The organism is Burkholderia sp. AW33-5 (assembly GCF_053427615.1).
Genome location: NZ_JBSAXA010000004.1, coordinates 245280 through 260180 on the forward strand (window position 1 = coordinate 245280; position 14901 = coordinate 260180).

At 67.1% G+C, this 14901-nt stretch carries 12 protein-coding genes; 2 read left to right on the top strand and 10 right to left on the bottom strand.

The window, feature by feature from the left end:
* Positions 1 to 2: 2 nt before the first annotated feature.
* From ACV22V_RS10980 to ACV22V_RS11015, 8 genes are all read right to left on the bottom strand, one after another.
* Positions 3 to 1268 (bottom strand): MFS transporter, encoded by a 1266-nt coding sequence (locus ACV22V_RS10980; protein ID WP_448013806.1) that lies wholly within the window; start codon positions 1266 to 1268, stop codon positions 3 to 5.
* Between the two features lie 14 nt (positions 1269 to 1282).
* Positions 1283 to 2071 (bottom strand): peptidylprolyl isomerase, encoded by a 789-nt coding sequence (locus ACV22V_RS10985; RefSeq protein WP_448013807.1) that lies wholly within the window; start codon positions 2069 to 2071, stop codon positions 1283 to 1285.
* A gap of 9 nt (positions 2072 to 2080) precedes the next feature.
* Positions 2081 to 2764: a respiratory nitrate reductase subunit gamma gene (narI, locus tag ACV22V_RS10990; protein ID WP_448013808.1), complete on the bottom strand. Its 684-nt coding sequence runs from the start codon at positions 2762 to 2764 to the stop codon at positions 2081 to 2083.
* Between the two features lie 24 nt (positions 2765 to 2788).
* A complete protein-coding gene (gene narJ / locus ACV22V_RS10995; protein ID WP_448013809.1) occupies positions 2789 to 3484 on the bottom strand; it encodes a nitrate reductase molybdenum cofactor assembly chaperone in 696 nt (231 codons plus the stop codon).
* A complete protein-coding gene (gene narH / locus ACV22V_RS11000) occupies positions 3481 to 5010 on the bottom strand; it encodes a nitrate reductase subunit beta (RefSeq protein WP_448013810.1) in 1530 nt (509 codons plus the stop codon). Before narH ends, narJ begins: the two co-directional genes overlap by 4 nt.
* The gene (locus ACV22V_RS11005) at positions 5007 to 8786 is read right to left on the bottom strand and encodes a nitrate reductase subunit alpha (RefSeq protein ID WP_448013811.1); all 3780 of its coding nucleotides are present in this window, start codon (positions 8784 to 8786) and stop codon (positions 5007 to 5009) included. Before ACV22V_RS11005 ends, narH begins: the two co-directional genes overlap by 4 nt.
* Before the next feature lie 678 nt (positions 8787 to 9464).
* Complete coding sequence (locus ACV22V_RS11010) at positions 9465 to 9656, bottom strand: DUF2964 family protein (protein WP_059537270.1); 192 nt, start codon at positions 9654 to 9656, stop codon at positions 9465 to 9467.
* Between the two features lie 14 nt (positions 9657 to 9670).
* A complete protein-coding gene (locus ACV22V_RS11015; RefSeq protein ID WP_059692769.1) occupies positions 9671 to 10150 on the bottom strand; it encodes a universal stress protein in 480 nt (159 codons plus the stop codon).
* Positions 10151 to 10415: 265 nt separating this feature from the next.
* Here ACV22V_RS11015 and ACV22V_RS11020 point away from each other — a divergent pair, with 265 nt between their 5' ends.
* Both ACV22V_RS11020 and ACV22V_RS11025 read left to right on the top strand, forming a co-directional pair.
* Positions 10416 to 11177: a 2-keto-4-pentenoate hydratase gene (locus ACV22V_RS11020; RefSeq protein ID WP_448013812.1), complete on the top strand. Its 762-nt coding sequence runs from the start codon at positions 10416 to 10418 to the stop codon at positions 11175 to 11177.
* Between the two features lie 193 nt (positions 11178 to 11370).
* Positions 11371 to 12777 carry a 3-deoxy-D-arabino-heptulosonate 7-phosphate synthase gene (locus ACV22V_RS11025; protein ID WP_448013813.1) on the top strand — a complete coding sequence of 469 codons (1407 nt, stop codon included), beginning with the start codon at positions 11371 to 11373 and terminating at the stop codon, positions 12775 to 12777.
* Positions 12778 to 12963: 186 nt separating this feature from the next.
* Here the strand turns inward: ACV22V_RS11025 and ACV22V_RS11030 are convergent, their stop codons facing one another.
* Positions 12964 to 13800 (bottom strand): alpha/beta fold hydrolase, encoded by an 837-nt coding sequence (locus ACV22V_RS11030; RefSeq protein WP_059692763.1) that lies wholly within the window; start codon positions 13798 to 13800, stop codon positions 12964 to 12966.
* Between the two features lie 256 nt (positions 13801 to 14056).
* The gene (locus ACV22V_RS11035; protein WP_448013814.1) at positions 14057 to 14890 is read right to left on the bottom strand and encodes an oxidoreductase; all 834 of its coding nucleotides are present in this window, start codon (positions 14888 to 14890) and stop codon (positions 14057 to 14059) included.
* Positions 14891 to 14901 lie beyond the last annotated feature (11 nt).

The following is a 14901-nucleotide window of genomic DNA, read 5'->3' on the forward strand; positions in this document are numbered from 1 at the left end:
GCTCAACCCGTCACGGGTGTGCGCCGCACCTCGGACAGATAGATCAGGATCAGCGACACCCACACGATCCCGTACAGGAACATGAAGCAGGTCGTGCGCACGCGCAGCAGGTCGAGCAGCAAGCCGAACAGGATCGGCAGCAGGAAGCCGCCGAGCCCGCCCGCGAGGCCGACGATGCCCGTGACGACGCCCATGTTGTCCGGGAAATCGTCGGCGACGTACTTGAAGGTCGACGCCATCCCGAACGCGAACACCGCACCGAGCACGAAGGTCAGCGCGACGAAGCCTGCCACCGGCATCGACAGATTCAGCGACGCGGTGCCGTCGATCGTGTGAATCACGAAGTCGGTCGCCGGATACGACAGCAGGAACAGGCAGATCCACGCGACCCACAGCCCCCACCATGTGACCGCATGCGCGCCGAAGCGGTCGGACAGCGCGCCGCCGAGCGCGCGCAGCACGGAGCCCGGCAGCGAGAAGCCGGCCGCGAACGCGGAGGCCATCACGAGCGACATCCCGTATTCGCTTTTCAGGTATTGCGGGATCCACAGCGACAGCGCGGTGAAGCCGCCGAACGTGATCGAGTAATACTGGCAGAGCCGCCACACGCGCGGATCGCGCAGCACCTTGAACGCGTCGAGCATCGATCCGCCCCGTTTGCCCGCCCCCGGATCGGGCGCCGACGCGACCCAGAAGATCGCGGCCGTGACGAGCAATGCAACCGCGTAGACGCGCGGCACGAAACGCCAGCCATACGCGGACAGCAGCAGCGGCGTGACGAACAGGTTGACCGCCGCGCCGCACGTGCCCGCACCGAACACGCCCATCGCGAGCCCGCGCCGCTTCGGCGGGAAGAACCGCGCGACGTACGGCGTGCCGACCGCGAACGACGCGCCGACGCAGCCGAGGAACAGCCCGATCACGAGGAACTGCCAGAGCTGCGTCGCATAGCTGACGATGTAGACGGGAATCGCGCACACGACGAGCAGCATCGTCATCACGATGCGGCCGCCGAAGCGGTCGGTCCACGTGCCGAGCGGCAAGCGCATCAGCGCGCCGGTCAGCACGGGCGTCGACGTGAGCAGCCCGAATTCCGTGCTGTTCAGGCCAAGATCGGTGCGCAGTTGCACGCCGAGCACGCCGAACATCATCCACACGACGAAACACACCATGAACGCGAGCGTGCTCGCGGCCAGCACCGACCACGCACGCAACGGGACGGCCTGCGTGTCCGCGGCCGGGCCGACGTTACCTTGTTGAGTTGCCATACACAAACCTCGTTTCATTGGACCAGCGGCCCGCTCGCGCCGTCGAAGGTCACGCCTTCGACCCGCGCGCCGCCCGCGAGTATCGCCACGTACTGCCGCATCGCCCGCTGCCGCACGCGTTCCGACAGGCGCGCGGCGATCTGGCCGGCGGCCTCGTCGAACGGCACCACGTCGCCCGGCGCGCGGCGCTCGATGCGCACGATGTGGAAGCCGAAGCGGGTGTTGACGAGCTTCGGCAGCACGCCGAGCCCGTCCGTGTCGAACAGCGCGGCCTCGAATTCCGGCACGGTGTCGCCGCGCAGAAGTTGTCCGAGGCTGCCGCCGACTTGCGCCGACGGACAGTTCGACGACGCGCGCGCGACCGCTTCGAACGTGTCCGGTGCGCCCACCACGTCGGCGAGCGCACGTTCCGCGCGCTGCCGCAGCGGGGCGAGCGGCACGCGGTCCGTCACCGCGAACAGCACGTGGCTCGCATACACGATGTCGTTGCGGCGAAAGCGCGCCGGATGCTGCGCGTAATAGCGCTCGCAATCGGCACGATCCGGTTCGGGCACGTGCGTCAGCTCGCGTTCGAGCAATGCGTCGACTGCCGCATCGTCGAGCGGCGCGCCTTCGTCGATCAGCGCGAGCGACACCGCGCGCTGCCGCAGCAATTCGCGCACCGCGAGCGCGTGCCGTGCCGCGTCGAGCGGATCGGGCGCGTCGCCGTGATGCGCGGTCTCGGTCGCGATGGCCGCATCGTCGATCGCAATGCCGTTGATCGTCAGCGGCGCGCTCGCGATTTCGGAGAGAACCTCGTTCATATGGCCTCCTCAGCGCTTGCGCACGAGCTGGTACGGCCGGATCAGGTACGCGACCGACGCGATGCCGCTCCAGATGTGCACCATCCGCGTGAACGGCGACACGAGGAAGATCGTGAAGCCCAGCAGGATATGCAGCCGGTATGTCAGCGGCACGCCGGCCAGCAGGCTCGCGATGTCCGGCCGGAACGTGACGACGCCCTTCACGTAGTCGGTGAGTTGCTCGAACATCACGCCGTCCATGTGGCGCGTCGACAGCACGACGGTGCCGAGCCCGAGCGCGAGCTGCACCCACAGCATCAGCACGATCACGATGTCGGACTTGCGACTGTTCTTGCGGATGCGCGGGTCGCCGAGGCGTCGCCAGATCAGGATCGTCAGCCCGACGATCGCCGCGACGCCGGCCGCACCGCCCGCCACCATCGCGACGAGCTGGTGCCCGGACGCCGACAGGAACGGCGACACGAGCCAGTGCGGCGCGAGGAAGCCGCCGAAGTGCCCGAGCACGACGACCAGCACGCCCCAGTGGAACAGGTTGCTGCCGAGCCGCAGCATCCCGTGGCGCAAAAGCTGCGACGAATCGCTCTTCCACGTGTACTGCTCGCGATCGAAGCGGATCAGGCTGCCGACCAGCAGCACCGCGAGACAGATGTACGGATAGATCCCGAACAGAAACTGATGCAAATAAGCGTTCATGTCTTTCCCCAGTTGGGCCCGCGCTTACGCGCCGCGGGCCGGCCGCTTGTCGTGGAACCGCACCGTCTGCTCGGCCGGCGTTGCCGCGCCGACGAAGCGCACCGCCTCGTCCGCATACGACGCGTCGAGCGCGCGATAGTCGTCGGCACTCGGCCGTTCGCCGGCGACGTCGTCGTCCGCGGCCGCGGGTGGGTCGACCGGCGCGAGGCCGGCCATCGGCAGCAGCGCGCCGACGACGAAGCTGTAATGGCTGCCGCGCTGCGCGAGTTGGCCGGCCAGCGCGCGCAGGATCTCGCCGGTCTCGCCGAGCAGGTTGCGCGCATCGGCCGCCGGCAGCCGCGACAGGTATTCGAGGAACACGGGCAGGTAGTCGGGAAGCTCGCCCGGGTTCAACGTCAGCCCGTGCCGCTCGTACATCTGCAGCAGGTCGACCATCGCCTGCCCGCGGTCGCGCGATTCGCCGTGCACGTGCTCGAACAGGTGCAGCGACGTCGCACGGCCGCGATCGAACAGCGCGACGTAGTTCTCCTGCAGCGTCAACAGGTCGCGCTCTCGCACGTAGGCGAAGAAGCGGTCGAGGCCCGCGCGCACCGCCTTCGGCACGCGCACGTTTTCGCGCAGGTGAGCTTCGATCGAATCGAGCACGTCGATGAACGCATCGTCGGGATAGTCGAGCAGCGCCGCGAACGCCGCGTAGGTCGGATCGGGCGCGGTGCTCATCGGGACGCCTCATGGATCGGAATGGTTTTCGTGCCCTTCTTCGGACTGAGCAGGCTGCCCTCCGAACGGCCGTCGGAACAGCCGTTGCCGAACGAGAAGCCGCACGACGCGCGCAGGTCGTATGCGTTCTCCGCATACTCGCGGTGCGTCGTCGGGATCACGAAGCGATCCTCGTAGTTCGCGATCGCGAGATAGCGGTACATCTCCTCGACCTGCGCGAGCGACAGACCGACCTGGTCGAGCACGCCGCGCGCATCGATGCCGTCGACGTGACGCGCGCGCATGAACGCACGCATCGCGAGCAGCCGTTCGAGCGCGCGCTTCACGGGCGCCTCGTCGCCGGCCGTCAGCAGGTTCGCCAGATAACGCAGCGGAATGCGCAGCGATTCGACGTCCGGCAGATAGCCGTTCATCCCGAGCGCGCCGCTGTTCGCGGCCGAGTTGATCGGCGACAGCGGCGGCACGTACCAGACCATCGGCAACGTCCGGTATTCCGGATGCAGCGGGAACGCGATCTTCCAGTCGATCGCCATCTTGTAGGTCGGCGAGCGGCGCGCGGCGTCGAGCCACGCGGCCGGCACGCCGTCGCGCTCGGCCTGCGCGATCACGGCCGGGTCCTCCGGATCAAGGAACAGCGACAGCTGCGCTTCGTACAGGTCCTGCTCGTTCTCCGCACTCGCGGCTTCGCTGATCCTGTCGGCGTCGTACAGCAGCACGCCGAGGTAGCGAATGCGGCCCACGCAGGTTTCCGAACACACGGTCGGCTGGCCGGCCTCGATGCGCGGATAGCAGAAGATGCACTTCTCGGCCTTGCCGCTCTGCCAGTTGTAGTAGATCTTCTTGTACGGGCAACCCGACACGCACATGCGCCAGCCGCGGCACTTGTCCTGGTCGATCAGCACGATGCCGTCTTCCTCGCGCTTGTAGATCGAGCCCGACGGGCACGACGCGACGCACGCCGGATTCAGGCAGTGCTCGCAGAGGCGCGGCAGGTACATCATGAAGGTGTTCTCGAACTGCCCGTAGATCTCCTTCTGCACCGACTCGAAGTTGGTGTCCTTCGCGCGCTTCTCGAACTCGCCGCCGAGGATTTCCTCCCAGTTCGGGCCCCACTCGATCTTCTCGAGCCGCTGGCCGCTGATCAGCGAGCGCGGTCGCGCGACCGGCATCGCGCGCGTGTTGCCCGCTTCCTGAAGATGGCCGTAGTCGAACGTGAACGGCTCGTAGTAATCGTCGATCTCGGGCAGGTGCGGGTTCGCGAAAATCTGTGCCAGCAGCCGCCACTTGCCGCCCAGACGCGGCTCGATCCGGCCGTCCGCACGGCGCTGCCAGCCGCCGCGCCAGCGCTCCTGATTCTCCCAGTCCTTCGGATAGCCGATGCCCGGCTTCGTCTCGACGTTGTTGAACCATGCGTATTCCATCCCTTCGCGGCTGGTCCACACGTTCTTGCAGGTGACCGAGCAGGTATGGCACCCGATGCACTTGTCGAGGTTCAGCACCATCGCGATCTGTGCGCGTACCTTCATGACGTTTCTCCATCCCGTACGGCCTGTGTTGTCGGGTCGACCGCGGTTTCCTCGCCGTCGAGCCAGTCGATCTTGCTCATCTTCCGCACGATCAGGAATTCGTCGCGATTCGAGCCGACCGTGCCGTAATAGTTGAAGCCGTACGACAGCTGCGCGTAGCCGCCGATCATGTGGGTCGGCTTCAGTGCGATGCGCGTGACCGAGTTGTGAATGCCGCCGCGCGTGCCGGTGATCTCGGAGCCCGGCGTGTTCACGATCTTGTCCTGCGCGTGGTACATCATCACCATCCCGGACGGAATCCGCTGGCTCACGACCGCCCGCGCGCACAACGCTCCATTCGAGTTGTAGCACTCGATCCAGTCGTTATCGACGGCGCCGATCGCCTTCGCGTCGTCCTCCGACATCCACACGATCGGGCCGCCGCGCGACAGCGTCAGCATCAGCAGGTTGTCCGTATACGTGCTGTGAATCCCCCACTTCTGATGCGGCGTCAGGAAGTTCAGCACGCGCTCGGGGTTGCCGTTCGAGCGCTTGCCGACCATGTGCGCGTAGCTGCCCGTGTCGATCGGCGGCTTGTACACGCACAGCGACTCGCCGAACGCGCGCATCCACGCGTGATCCTGGTAAAGCTGCTGACGGCCCGTCAGCGTGCGCCACGGCACCAGCTCGTGCACGTTCACGTAACCGGCGTTGTACGACACGTGCTCGGATTCGATCCCGCTCCACGTCGGCGACGAGATGATCTTGCGCGGTTGCGCCTGGATGTCGCGGAAGCGGATCTTCTCGTCCTCCCGCGCGGCGGCCAGGTGCGTGTGGTCGATGCCGGTGATGCCCGACAGCGCGCGCCATGCCTTCACCGCCACTTCGCCGTTGGTTTCCGGCGCGAGCGCGAGAATCACCTCGGCTGCGTCGAGCGCGGTGTCGATGCGCGGGCGCCCCTGCGTGGCGCCATGAGCGACTGTGTAGTTGAGTGCGCCCAGCAGCTTCACTTCGTCCTTCGTGTCCCAGCCGATGCCCTTGCCAGCATTGCCGAGCTTGTCCATCAGCGGGCCGAGCGACGTGAAGCGTGCATAGGTGTTCGGATAATCGCGCTCGACGGCGATCACCGCCGGCATCGTGCGGCCCGGCACCGGCTCGCATTCGCCGCGCTTCCAGTCCTGTACGTCGAACGGCTGCGCGAGTTCGCCCGGCGTATCGTGCGCGATCGGTGCGAGCACGACGTCGCGTTCGACACCGAGATGCCCGTCGCACAGCTCGGAGAAGCGCTTCGCGATCCCCTTGAAGATCTCCCAGTCGCTCTTCGATTCCCACGCGGGATCGACTGCGGCCGACAGCGGATGGATGAACGGGTGCATGTCGGACGTGTTCATGTCGTCCTTCTCATACCACGTCGCGGTCGGCAGCACGACGTCCGAATACATGCAGGTGGTCGACATCCGGAAGTCGAGCGTGACGAGCAGGTCGAGCTTGCCGCGCGGCGCTTCGTCGTGCCACTTCACTTCCTCGGGGCGCGCGCCGCCCGTCGCGCCGAGGTCGTCGCCCTGCACGCCGTTGGTCGTGCCGAGCAGATGCTTCAGGAAATACTCGTGGCCCTTGCCCGACGAACCGAGCAGGTTCGAACGCCACACGAACAGATTGCGCGGGAAGTTGTCGGGGGAATCCGGGTCCTCGCACGCCATCCGCAGCATGCCGGCCTTCAGTTGTCGCGCGACATCGGCGCCTGCCTGAGCGGGGTCGTCGAGACTCGCGCCGACCTTCAGCGGATTCACTGCGAGCTGCGGCGCGGACGGCAGCCAGCCCATCCGTTCGGCGCGCACGTTGTAGTCGATCGGCGAACCGTGGAACTGCGTCTTGTCCGCGAGCGGCGACAGCAGCGCGCCCGGGTCCATCGTGTCGTAGCGCCACTGATCGGTGTGCGCGTAGAAGAACGACGTCGCGTTCATGTGGCGCGGCGGCCGATTCCAGTCGAGCGCGAACGCGAGTGCGGTCCAGCCCGTCTGCGGACGCAGCTTCTCCTGGCCCACGTAATGCGACCAGCCGCCGCCCGGCTTGCCGACGCATCCGCACATGATCAGCATGTTGATGATCGCGCGGTACGACATGTCCATGTGGAACCAGTGGTTGATCCCCGCGCCGATGATCACCATCGACTTGCCTTGCGTCTTGTGCGCGTTCTCCGCGAACTGCCGCGCGACCGAGATCACGTCCGCGCGCTTCACGCCCGTGATCGTTTCCTGCCATGCCGGCGTATACGGAAGATCGTCGTCGTAGCTCGCGGCCACGTCGCGCCCGCCCAGCCCTTGGTCGAGCCCGTAGTTCGCGACGAACAGGTCGTAGACGGTCGCGACCAGCATCTCGCCGTCGCGCGTCGCGACGCGCCGCACGCCGATCCGGCGCGACAGCTCGGAGCCGTGCTGCGTCGAGTTGAAATGCGCGTGCGGCTGGTTGCCGAAGTACGGAAACAGCACGTCGACCACGTCGTCGTGCTCGGCCGCGCAGGACAGCCGCGGCGACAGCGCCGCGCCCTTCGACGTTTCGCCACGCAGGTTCCACTTGCCCTTGTCACTCGCTCCGTCCTTGGCCTGCTGCCCCCAGCGGAAGCCGATCGAGCCGACCGGCACGACGAATTCCCCGGTCGCGTCGTCGATCATCACGGTCTTCCACTCCGGATGCGCGGCCTCGTCGAGCGCGTCGTCGAAATCGGACGCGCGCACGAGGCGCTCGGGCACGTAGCCGTCGCCGTGCGGCACGAGGCGCACGAGCGCCGGCATGTCGGTATAGCGCTTGCAGTAGTCGATGAAATAGTCGCTTTTACCCGCGAGGTGGAACTCCTTCAGGATCACGTGACCCATCGCGAGCGCGAGCGCCGCGTCGGTGCCCTGCTTCGGATGCAACCACAGATCGCCGAACTTCGCGCCTTCCGAGTAATCGGGGAACACCGACACGACCTTCGTGCCGCGATAGCGCGCCTCGACGAGGAAGTGCGCGTCGGGCGTGCGGGTCTGCGGGACGTTGGAGCCCCACATCATGATGAACGTCGAGTTGTACCAGTCGGCCGATTCCGGCACGTCGGTCTGCTCGCCCCAGGTCTGCGGCGACGCGGGCGGCAGGTCGCAATACCAGTCGTAGAAGCTCAGGCACACGCCGCCGATCAGCGAAAGGTAGCGCGAGCCGGCCGCGTACGACACCATCGACATCGCCGGGATCGGCGAGAACCCGACGACGCGATCGGGGCCGTGCCGCTCGACCGTGTAAACGTTTGCGGCCGCAACGATCTCGTTGACCTCGTCCCAGCTCGCGCGCACGAAGCCGCCGAGCCCGCGCCGGCGCTGGTACGAGTGCCGCGCGTCGTCGTCCTCGACGATCGAGCGCCATGCGTCGACCGGCGCGAGCGTGCGGCGGCGTTCGCGCCACAGCTTCACCAGCGCGCTGCGCACCATCGGATACTTGAGGCGGTTCGCGCTATACAGATACCAGGAGTACGAAGCGCCGCGCGAGCAGCCGCGCGGTTCGTGGTTCGGCATGTCGGGGCGCGTGCGCGGGTAATCGGTCTGCTGGGTTTCCCAGGTGACGATCCCGCCTTTCACATAGACCTTCCACGAACACGAACCCGTGCAGTTCACCCCGTGGGTCGAACGGACGATCTTGTCGTGCTGCCAGCGCAGCCGATAGCCGTCTTCCCATTTGCGGTCCTCGTCCGTGACGGCGCCGTGTCCGTTGGAGAAGGTTGGCCTCGTGGTGGAGAAATAACGCAATCTATCCAGGAAATGGCTCATGGGGATCTCGTTTTTTCCGGTCTTTTGGCAGACCCTGAATATTTAAGGAGGTGATATCCCGGATGTGAAGGACGGGCAGCATTCGGCTCGTTGCGTTCGCTTCCATCCCTTGCGTCCGGGTCGAATGAATTCTCTTTCGGATCGACATATCACGACTTGATACAAATCACGATATCGCCGCCCGGCACGCATCGGTGTTGAATGGGGATCGATATAGGCGTGCCAATGGCATGCCAGGAACCGGACTTTCGCGTCAGGGTTTGACGGGTTACAGGCCGGCGCTCGATCACGCGTTTATGCATGAGAGCCGCATTGTTGCGGCGTCACGCGTTTTCGCGGCGCGATGCAATCACGCACGAGTCGCGGCCGCATGCGCGCGACCGGCTGCCGTGCCAGGCCGGATCAATACGGGCATGCCACCGAAGGAAAACGGCGAGGACAGGACTAGACCGCCACGATGAGATGAGAAGCGGTGTGCCCGTGCACGCATGCGTCATTCAATCGAAGCGTGCGCTGCCTGATGCGGAATCGATGAGATGGGAGATGCCGGCCAGGGAGATGCTGGCCGGGCAGGATGGCGCGAATGCGCCGGACATGACGGACGGAGAGACGCGGAAAGACGGGCCGGCAGTGCTGCTGCGGTGCCGGTCCTGCATGAAACCGGGGAAGTGCCGCGCGTCACCCCTCGCCCTTCGGCCCCGGGTTGAGCATGATGACGAAGCCGGCCACGCCGACGATCAGCGCGACCGCGCCGCCACGCAGCGCGATCGTTTCGTCGAACAGCAGCCCCGTCACCACGGCCATCATCCCCGCGAGCGACACGAACACGGCGATCGCCGCGACGACGATCCGGTATTGACGACGTATCATCGCGCGCCGCCGCGTCAGGCTGCCGCGGCGGAAGCCGGTTCGCCGGTATCGTCGCCGCGAATCAGCAGCACCGGGCACTTCGAGCCACGCACGAAGCGCTCGGCGACGCTCCCGAGCAGCACACGCCGGATGCCGCGCCGCCCGTGCGTGCCGACCACCGCGAGGTCGATCCCGCGCTCCTTCACATAACGCTGCAGGCGTTCCGCGACGTCCTCGCCGATGCTCTCGGTTTCGACGAGTTCGGCCTCGCCCTTCGCGCCGGCCTGCGCGAGGACCTGTTCGGCTTCACGCAGCACCTTGCGCCCGTCGTCGCGGATTTCCTCGATGAGCGCATGCGGATCGAAACGACCCGCGTACGTGAACAGCACCGACTTGTCGACCACGTACACGACGCTGACGTGCGTATCGCCCGCCACCGCCACCTTCACTGCCTCGGCAAGCGCCTGTTTCGACGAAGCGCTGCCGTCGACGGCCACCATGATCTTCTTGTACATGCGAACCTCGCTGGGGTGAGTTGCCGCGCGCGGTCGCGTGCGGCCATGTCCCCATCATCGGCGGACAGCCGGTTCGAAGCTTGACGGCGATCAAGATCCACCAAAAACGCGGCGTGCGGCAAAGCGCCACGCGCAAAAATCGGCGCGCCGTCCGCGCGGGCGCACCGCGCAACCGGGCGGCCATGGCGCCGAAGGCGCTATCATCGACGTTGCGACCTTCGTCCGGCCCTTTTTTGCCGGCCCACTTTCAACTCGCTCAACCGACATGACAACGACTACCGAACGCGTGGACGGCGCCGCCCAGCATCTCGTCGCCGCCCGCCATGCCGGCATGCCCGGCCCGCTGCTGCCCGACGCCTTGCGTCCCGAGAACGTCGATACCGCGCTGGCGATCCAGCATCGCGTCGCCGATCTGCTCGGCGAAGCCATCGGCGGATGGAAATGTGCGCTGCCGCCGCCCGACCGCGTGATCGTCGCGCCGATCTTCGCGTCGACGATCCGCGAATCCGATGCGCCGTATCGCGTCGTCGGCGGCCCGATCGTGCGGATCGAGCCGGAGATCGCGTTCGTGCTCGATCGCGACCTGCCCGCCCGCGCGCAGCCATACGACGAGAACGACGTGCGCGGCGCGATCCGCGAAGTGCGCATCGTGCTCGAGGTGCTGGGTTGCCGTTATGCGGAGCCCGCGCGCGCGTCGAAGTTCGAACTGCTCGCCGACGGGCAGTTCAACCAGGGATTGTGCGTGGGTCCCGTCGTGCCCGACGGATTGAACGCGCCGCTCGAGACGCTCGCGCTGTCGTTCGAGGGCGCGCTGAATCGCACGATCGACGGCCGTCATCCGGACGGCGATCCGCTCAAGCCGCTCGTGTGGCTGGTCAATTTTCTCGCATCGCGCGGCGACGGCGCACGTGCCGGCCAGATCGTGACGACCGGTTCGTATGCGGGCGCGATCGACGTGCCGCTCGGCGATGCGCTGGCGGTGCGCTTCGGCGAACTCGGCAGCCTGTCGGTGACGCTGACGGCCTGACGTCCGGCGGCGGGCGACGCGGCGAACGCACGCAGGCAGATCGACGCATTGCACGCGTCACGCACGCCGGGCACGGCCCGCGCCACGCGAACGGCAGCTTCGCCGCAGCACACGCTGCAGCATGCGGGCGCTGCGTGATACCGTTGCACATCGCCCGTCACGCGCGGACCGCGTGCCTCTCCCGTCATTCGCCATGCCGCCGACACCGTTGCCTGCCCTGCTGGACGAAGTCCTGAGAACCGTCGATCGCCGCTACCGGCTGCCGCCGTTCGTGCGCGCAGCGTCGCTGACCGACGCCGCGAACCCGGCTGCCATCATCGCCATCGTGATCGAGGAAGCACGCCGGATGCAGGCCGACGGCCTCACGCCCGCCCCGGCATTGCAACGCCGCTTCATCGACGCGCTCGCGCGGATGATCGGCGACGCGATGGACGCACAATCCGGTGACCCCGCATTCCAGGCCGCCGTGCTTCGACATCGCGCGGCGGCCGTGCGCGAATACGCGTCGCTCGCCGCGCATGCCGAGCAGGATCGGCGCACGCTGCGCTCGGCCGTCAACACGATCGCGCATCCGGCCCGGCTCGAACGGCGTGCGCAGGCATGGCAACGCGAGCCGCTCGCACGGCTGCATGCGGCCGCGGCCGCCGCGTCGTGGGACGATCTCGATGCCACGCTGCGGCACCTGCTCGCGCAACCGGAGATGGCGACCGATACCGCGTTCGAACAGGACATCGCCAAACTGAAGGACAGCGCCGCGCTCGCCCGGCTGCAGCGTCTCGATGCACTGTCGCCGGATCCGGACGTCCAGCGGTACCGCACGCTGTGGAGCCGCCAGGGTCCGCTCGAAGGCAGCGCGCTCGCCGTCGCGCAAGGCGTCTCGTCGCAACAGCGGGGCGCGGCCGTCGAAGCGCTGGCCGCGCAGGCGCTCGACGCCCTGGCCGCGCAGCTCGATGCGAGCGACGCGCACCGCACGTATCGCGTGGTCACGTCGATGCGCGTGCCGGCCTCGATACCCGGCAAGCACGACCGCGCGAAAACCGAGTGGGATGCGGTGCTGCTCGAGCGTGCGCGCGGCGACGATCCGTCCGCCGCGTGGCACGTCCTGTTTCTCGTTGAAGCGAAAGCATCCGCGGATGCCGCGACCACCGACCTGCCGCGCCTGCTGCGCGGCCTGAGCCTGCTCGCGCAAGCCGATCCGGACGCCGTCTATGCGTTCGACACGCGCGAAGGCGCGGTACGCCTGCACGGTGCGTCGCTGCACGCGCTGACGATCGACGACGCGGCGCTGCAGCGCGAGGTGCTGTATTGCTGCGATGCGTCGGCAGATCCCGCGCCGCGCCTGCTGGGTGCCGCGAGCCGGATGCAGTTGCTGTCGGCGCCGGCGAGTCTTGAATACGCGAGCGCGCTGGCGCAGTGCGCGGATGCCGATCCGCACGGCCTCGGCGTCGTGTGGCAAGCGCTGCTGGAACTGCCGTCGTGGCGCGCGGTGCTGCATCAGTACGAATCGCTGCGCCAGGTTCGAGCGCTGATGGTGAGCGTCGACGATCTGATGGCCGCGATCGAAGGCGATGTCGGCGACAGTGTCGCAAACGATGCGTGATGTGTCACGCGTGCGGCACGGTCCGGCCGCACGCGCGACGCCGCCGACGCGTCGGCTCGGTGGCAAGACGACGCGATGTCCTCGCGCCGCACAACGCACAGGATGCCGAAGCAAATCGGAGTCGAAGCGGCCGGCGTGACTGGCCAGCACGGCGCAGCCCGCGAAAGCGGGCATGCGCCGTTAGCATTACGACTGGATGAAGGCCAGCAGATCGGCGTTCAGCACGTCGGCATTGACCGTCAGCATCCCGTGCGAATAGCCCGGATACGTCTTCAGCGTGCCGTTCTTCAGCAGCTTGACCGACTTCAGCGCCGAGTCCGCGATCGGCACGATCTGGTCGTCTTCGCCGTGCAGCACGAGCGTCGGCACCGAGATCGACCGCAGGTCTTCGGTCTGGTCCGTTTCCGAGAACGCCTTGATGCCTTCGTAGTGCGCCTTCGCGCCGCCGATCATGCCCTGGCGCCACCAGTTCTGGATCACGCCCTGATGCACCACCGCGCCCGGCCGGTTGAAGCCGTAGAACGGGCCCGACGGCACGTCCAGGAAGAACTGCGCGCGATTGTCGGCGAGCGCCTTGCGGAAACCGTCGAAAACCTCGAGCGGCAGGCCTTCCGGGTTCGCGTCCGTCTTCAGCATCAGCGGCGGCACCGCGCTGACCAGCACCGCCTTCGCGACGCGTCCGGCCGGCTCGCCGTGGCGGGCCACGTAGCGCGCGACTTCGCCGCCGCCGGTCGAGTGACCGATATGCACCGCGTTGCGCAGGTCGAGCGCTTCGGCCACCGCGAACGCATCCGCCGCGTAGTGATCCATGTCGTGGCCGTCGGAAACCTGCGTCGACCGGCCGTGGCCGCGGCGATCGTGCGCGACCACGCGGTAGCCCTTCTGAACGAAGAACAGCAGTTGGGCATCCCAGTCGTCGGAAGACAGCGGCCAGCCATGATGGAACATGATCGGCTGGGCATCCTTCGGGCCCCAGTCCTTGTAGAAGATGTCGACGTTGTCCTTCGTGGTGATGTACGGCATGGCTGCAGGCTCCTTTGAGGTAGGTGAACATCACGTGCCGGCCGGCCACCCGGGCGGGTGTCGGTCACGAACTGCGGCGCGGTGGCACACCGCGTCGGTCGACGCAGCACCCCAGTGTTGTAGCGGAAAACCGCGACCGTGTCATGAAACCAATTACATACCGTCATGCATCGGGCCTCCTGCGGGCAACGGCGCCCGCAGGCGTGACTTTCAACGCGACTCACCGTCTGACGCGTCGCGCACGACCGATCGCGCGTCAACCGTCGGTCGACACGGTCACCGCCTCCCACGTTCGAATTTCGTCTTCCAGCGCCGACCATTTGGCGCGCACGAGCCGAAGCGCATCGCTGCCGAGCAGCAGATGCGCCGGCGGACGATCCGCCGCGATGACAGCCAGCATCGCGCGTGCCGCCTTCGCCGGATCGCCCGATTGGCGGCCGTTTTTCTCCTCGCGCGCCTGGCGGATCGGATCGAAGAGCGCGTCGTAATCGGCGATCGAACGCGGCGTTCGCGTCATCGAACGGCCGGCCCAGTCGGTACGGAACGAGCCCGGCGCCACCGCCGTCACCGCGATGCCGAACGGCTCGAGCTCCTTGCCGAGCGTCTCGGAAATCCCTTCCAGCGCGAACTTGCTGCCGCAGTAATAGGCAATGCCGGGCATCGTGATGTGGCCGCCCATCGACGTGATGTTCAGGATGCGGCCGCGCCGGCGTTCGCGCATGAACGGCACGACGGCCTTCATCATCGCGACGGCGCCGAACACGTTCACGTCGAACTGCCGACGCATCTCCGACAACGGCGACTCCTCCATGATGCCTTCGTGCCCGTAGCCGGCATTGTTCACCAGCACGTCGACGGGGCCGACGCTCGACTCGATTTCCGCGACGATGCCGTCGATGCGCTCGAAGTCGGTCACGTCGAGCACGCGCCCGATGGCCGCACGCGGGGACAGCGCCTCGAACGCCCGTTTTGCCGCTTCGCTTCTCACGGTGCCGACCACCGTATGACCCTCGGCCAGGGCCGCTTGCGCAAGCGCACGGCCGAAGCCGCTGCTGACGCCGGTGATGAGCATGATGTTGCCGGATGTCATGTGAACTTCTC

Coding starts and splice junctions, on each gene's coding strand:
- ACV22V_RS11005 (WP_448013811.1), bottom strand. CDS start 8,786: ATGAGCCATTTCCTGGATAGATTGCGTTATTTCTCCACCACGAGGCCA.
- ACV22V_RS11030 (WP_059692763.1), bottom strand. CDS start 13,800: ATGCCGTACATCACCACGAAGGACAACGTCGACATCTTCTACAAGGAC.
- ACV22V_RS11035 (WP_448013814.1), bottom strand. CDS start 14,890: ATGACATCCGGCAACATCATGCTCATCACCGGCGTCAGCAGCGGCTTC.
- ACV22V_RS10980 (WP_448013806.1), bottom strand. CDS start 1,268: ATGGCAACTCAACAAGGTAACGTCGGCCCGGCCGCGGACACGCAGGCC.
- ACV22V_RS11025 (WP_448013813.1), top strand. CDS start 11,371: ATGCCGCCGACACCGTTGCCTGCCCTGCTGGACGAAGTCCTGAGAACC.
- ACV22V_RS11015 (WP_059692769.1), bottom strand. CDS start 10,150: ATGTACAAGAAGATCATGGTGGCCGTCGACGGCAGCGCTTCGTCGAAA.
- ACV22V_RS11020 (WP_448013812.1), top strand. CDS start 10,416: ATGACAACGACTACCGAACGCGTGGACGGCGCCGCCCAGCATCTCGTC.
- narJ (WP_448013809.1), bottom strand. CDS start 3,484: ATGAGCACCGCGCCCGATCCGACCTACGCGGCGTTCGCGGCGCTGCTC.
- ACV22V_RS11010 (WP_059537270.1), bottom strand. CDS start 9,656: ATGATACGTCGTCAATACCGGATCGTCGTCGCGGCGATCGCCGTGTTC.
- narH (WP_448013810.1), bottom strand. CDS start 5,010: ATGAAGGTACGCGCACAGATCGCGATGGTGCTGAACCTCGACAAGTGC.
- ACV22V_RS10985 (WP_448013807.1), bottom strand. CDS start 2,071: ATGAACGAGGTTCTCTCCGAAATCGCGAGCGCGCCGCTGACGATCAAC.
- narI (WP_448013808.1), bottom strand. CDS start 2,764: ATGAACGCTTATTTGCATCAGTTTCTGTTCGGGATCTATCCGTACATC.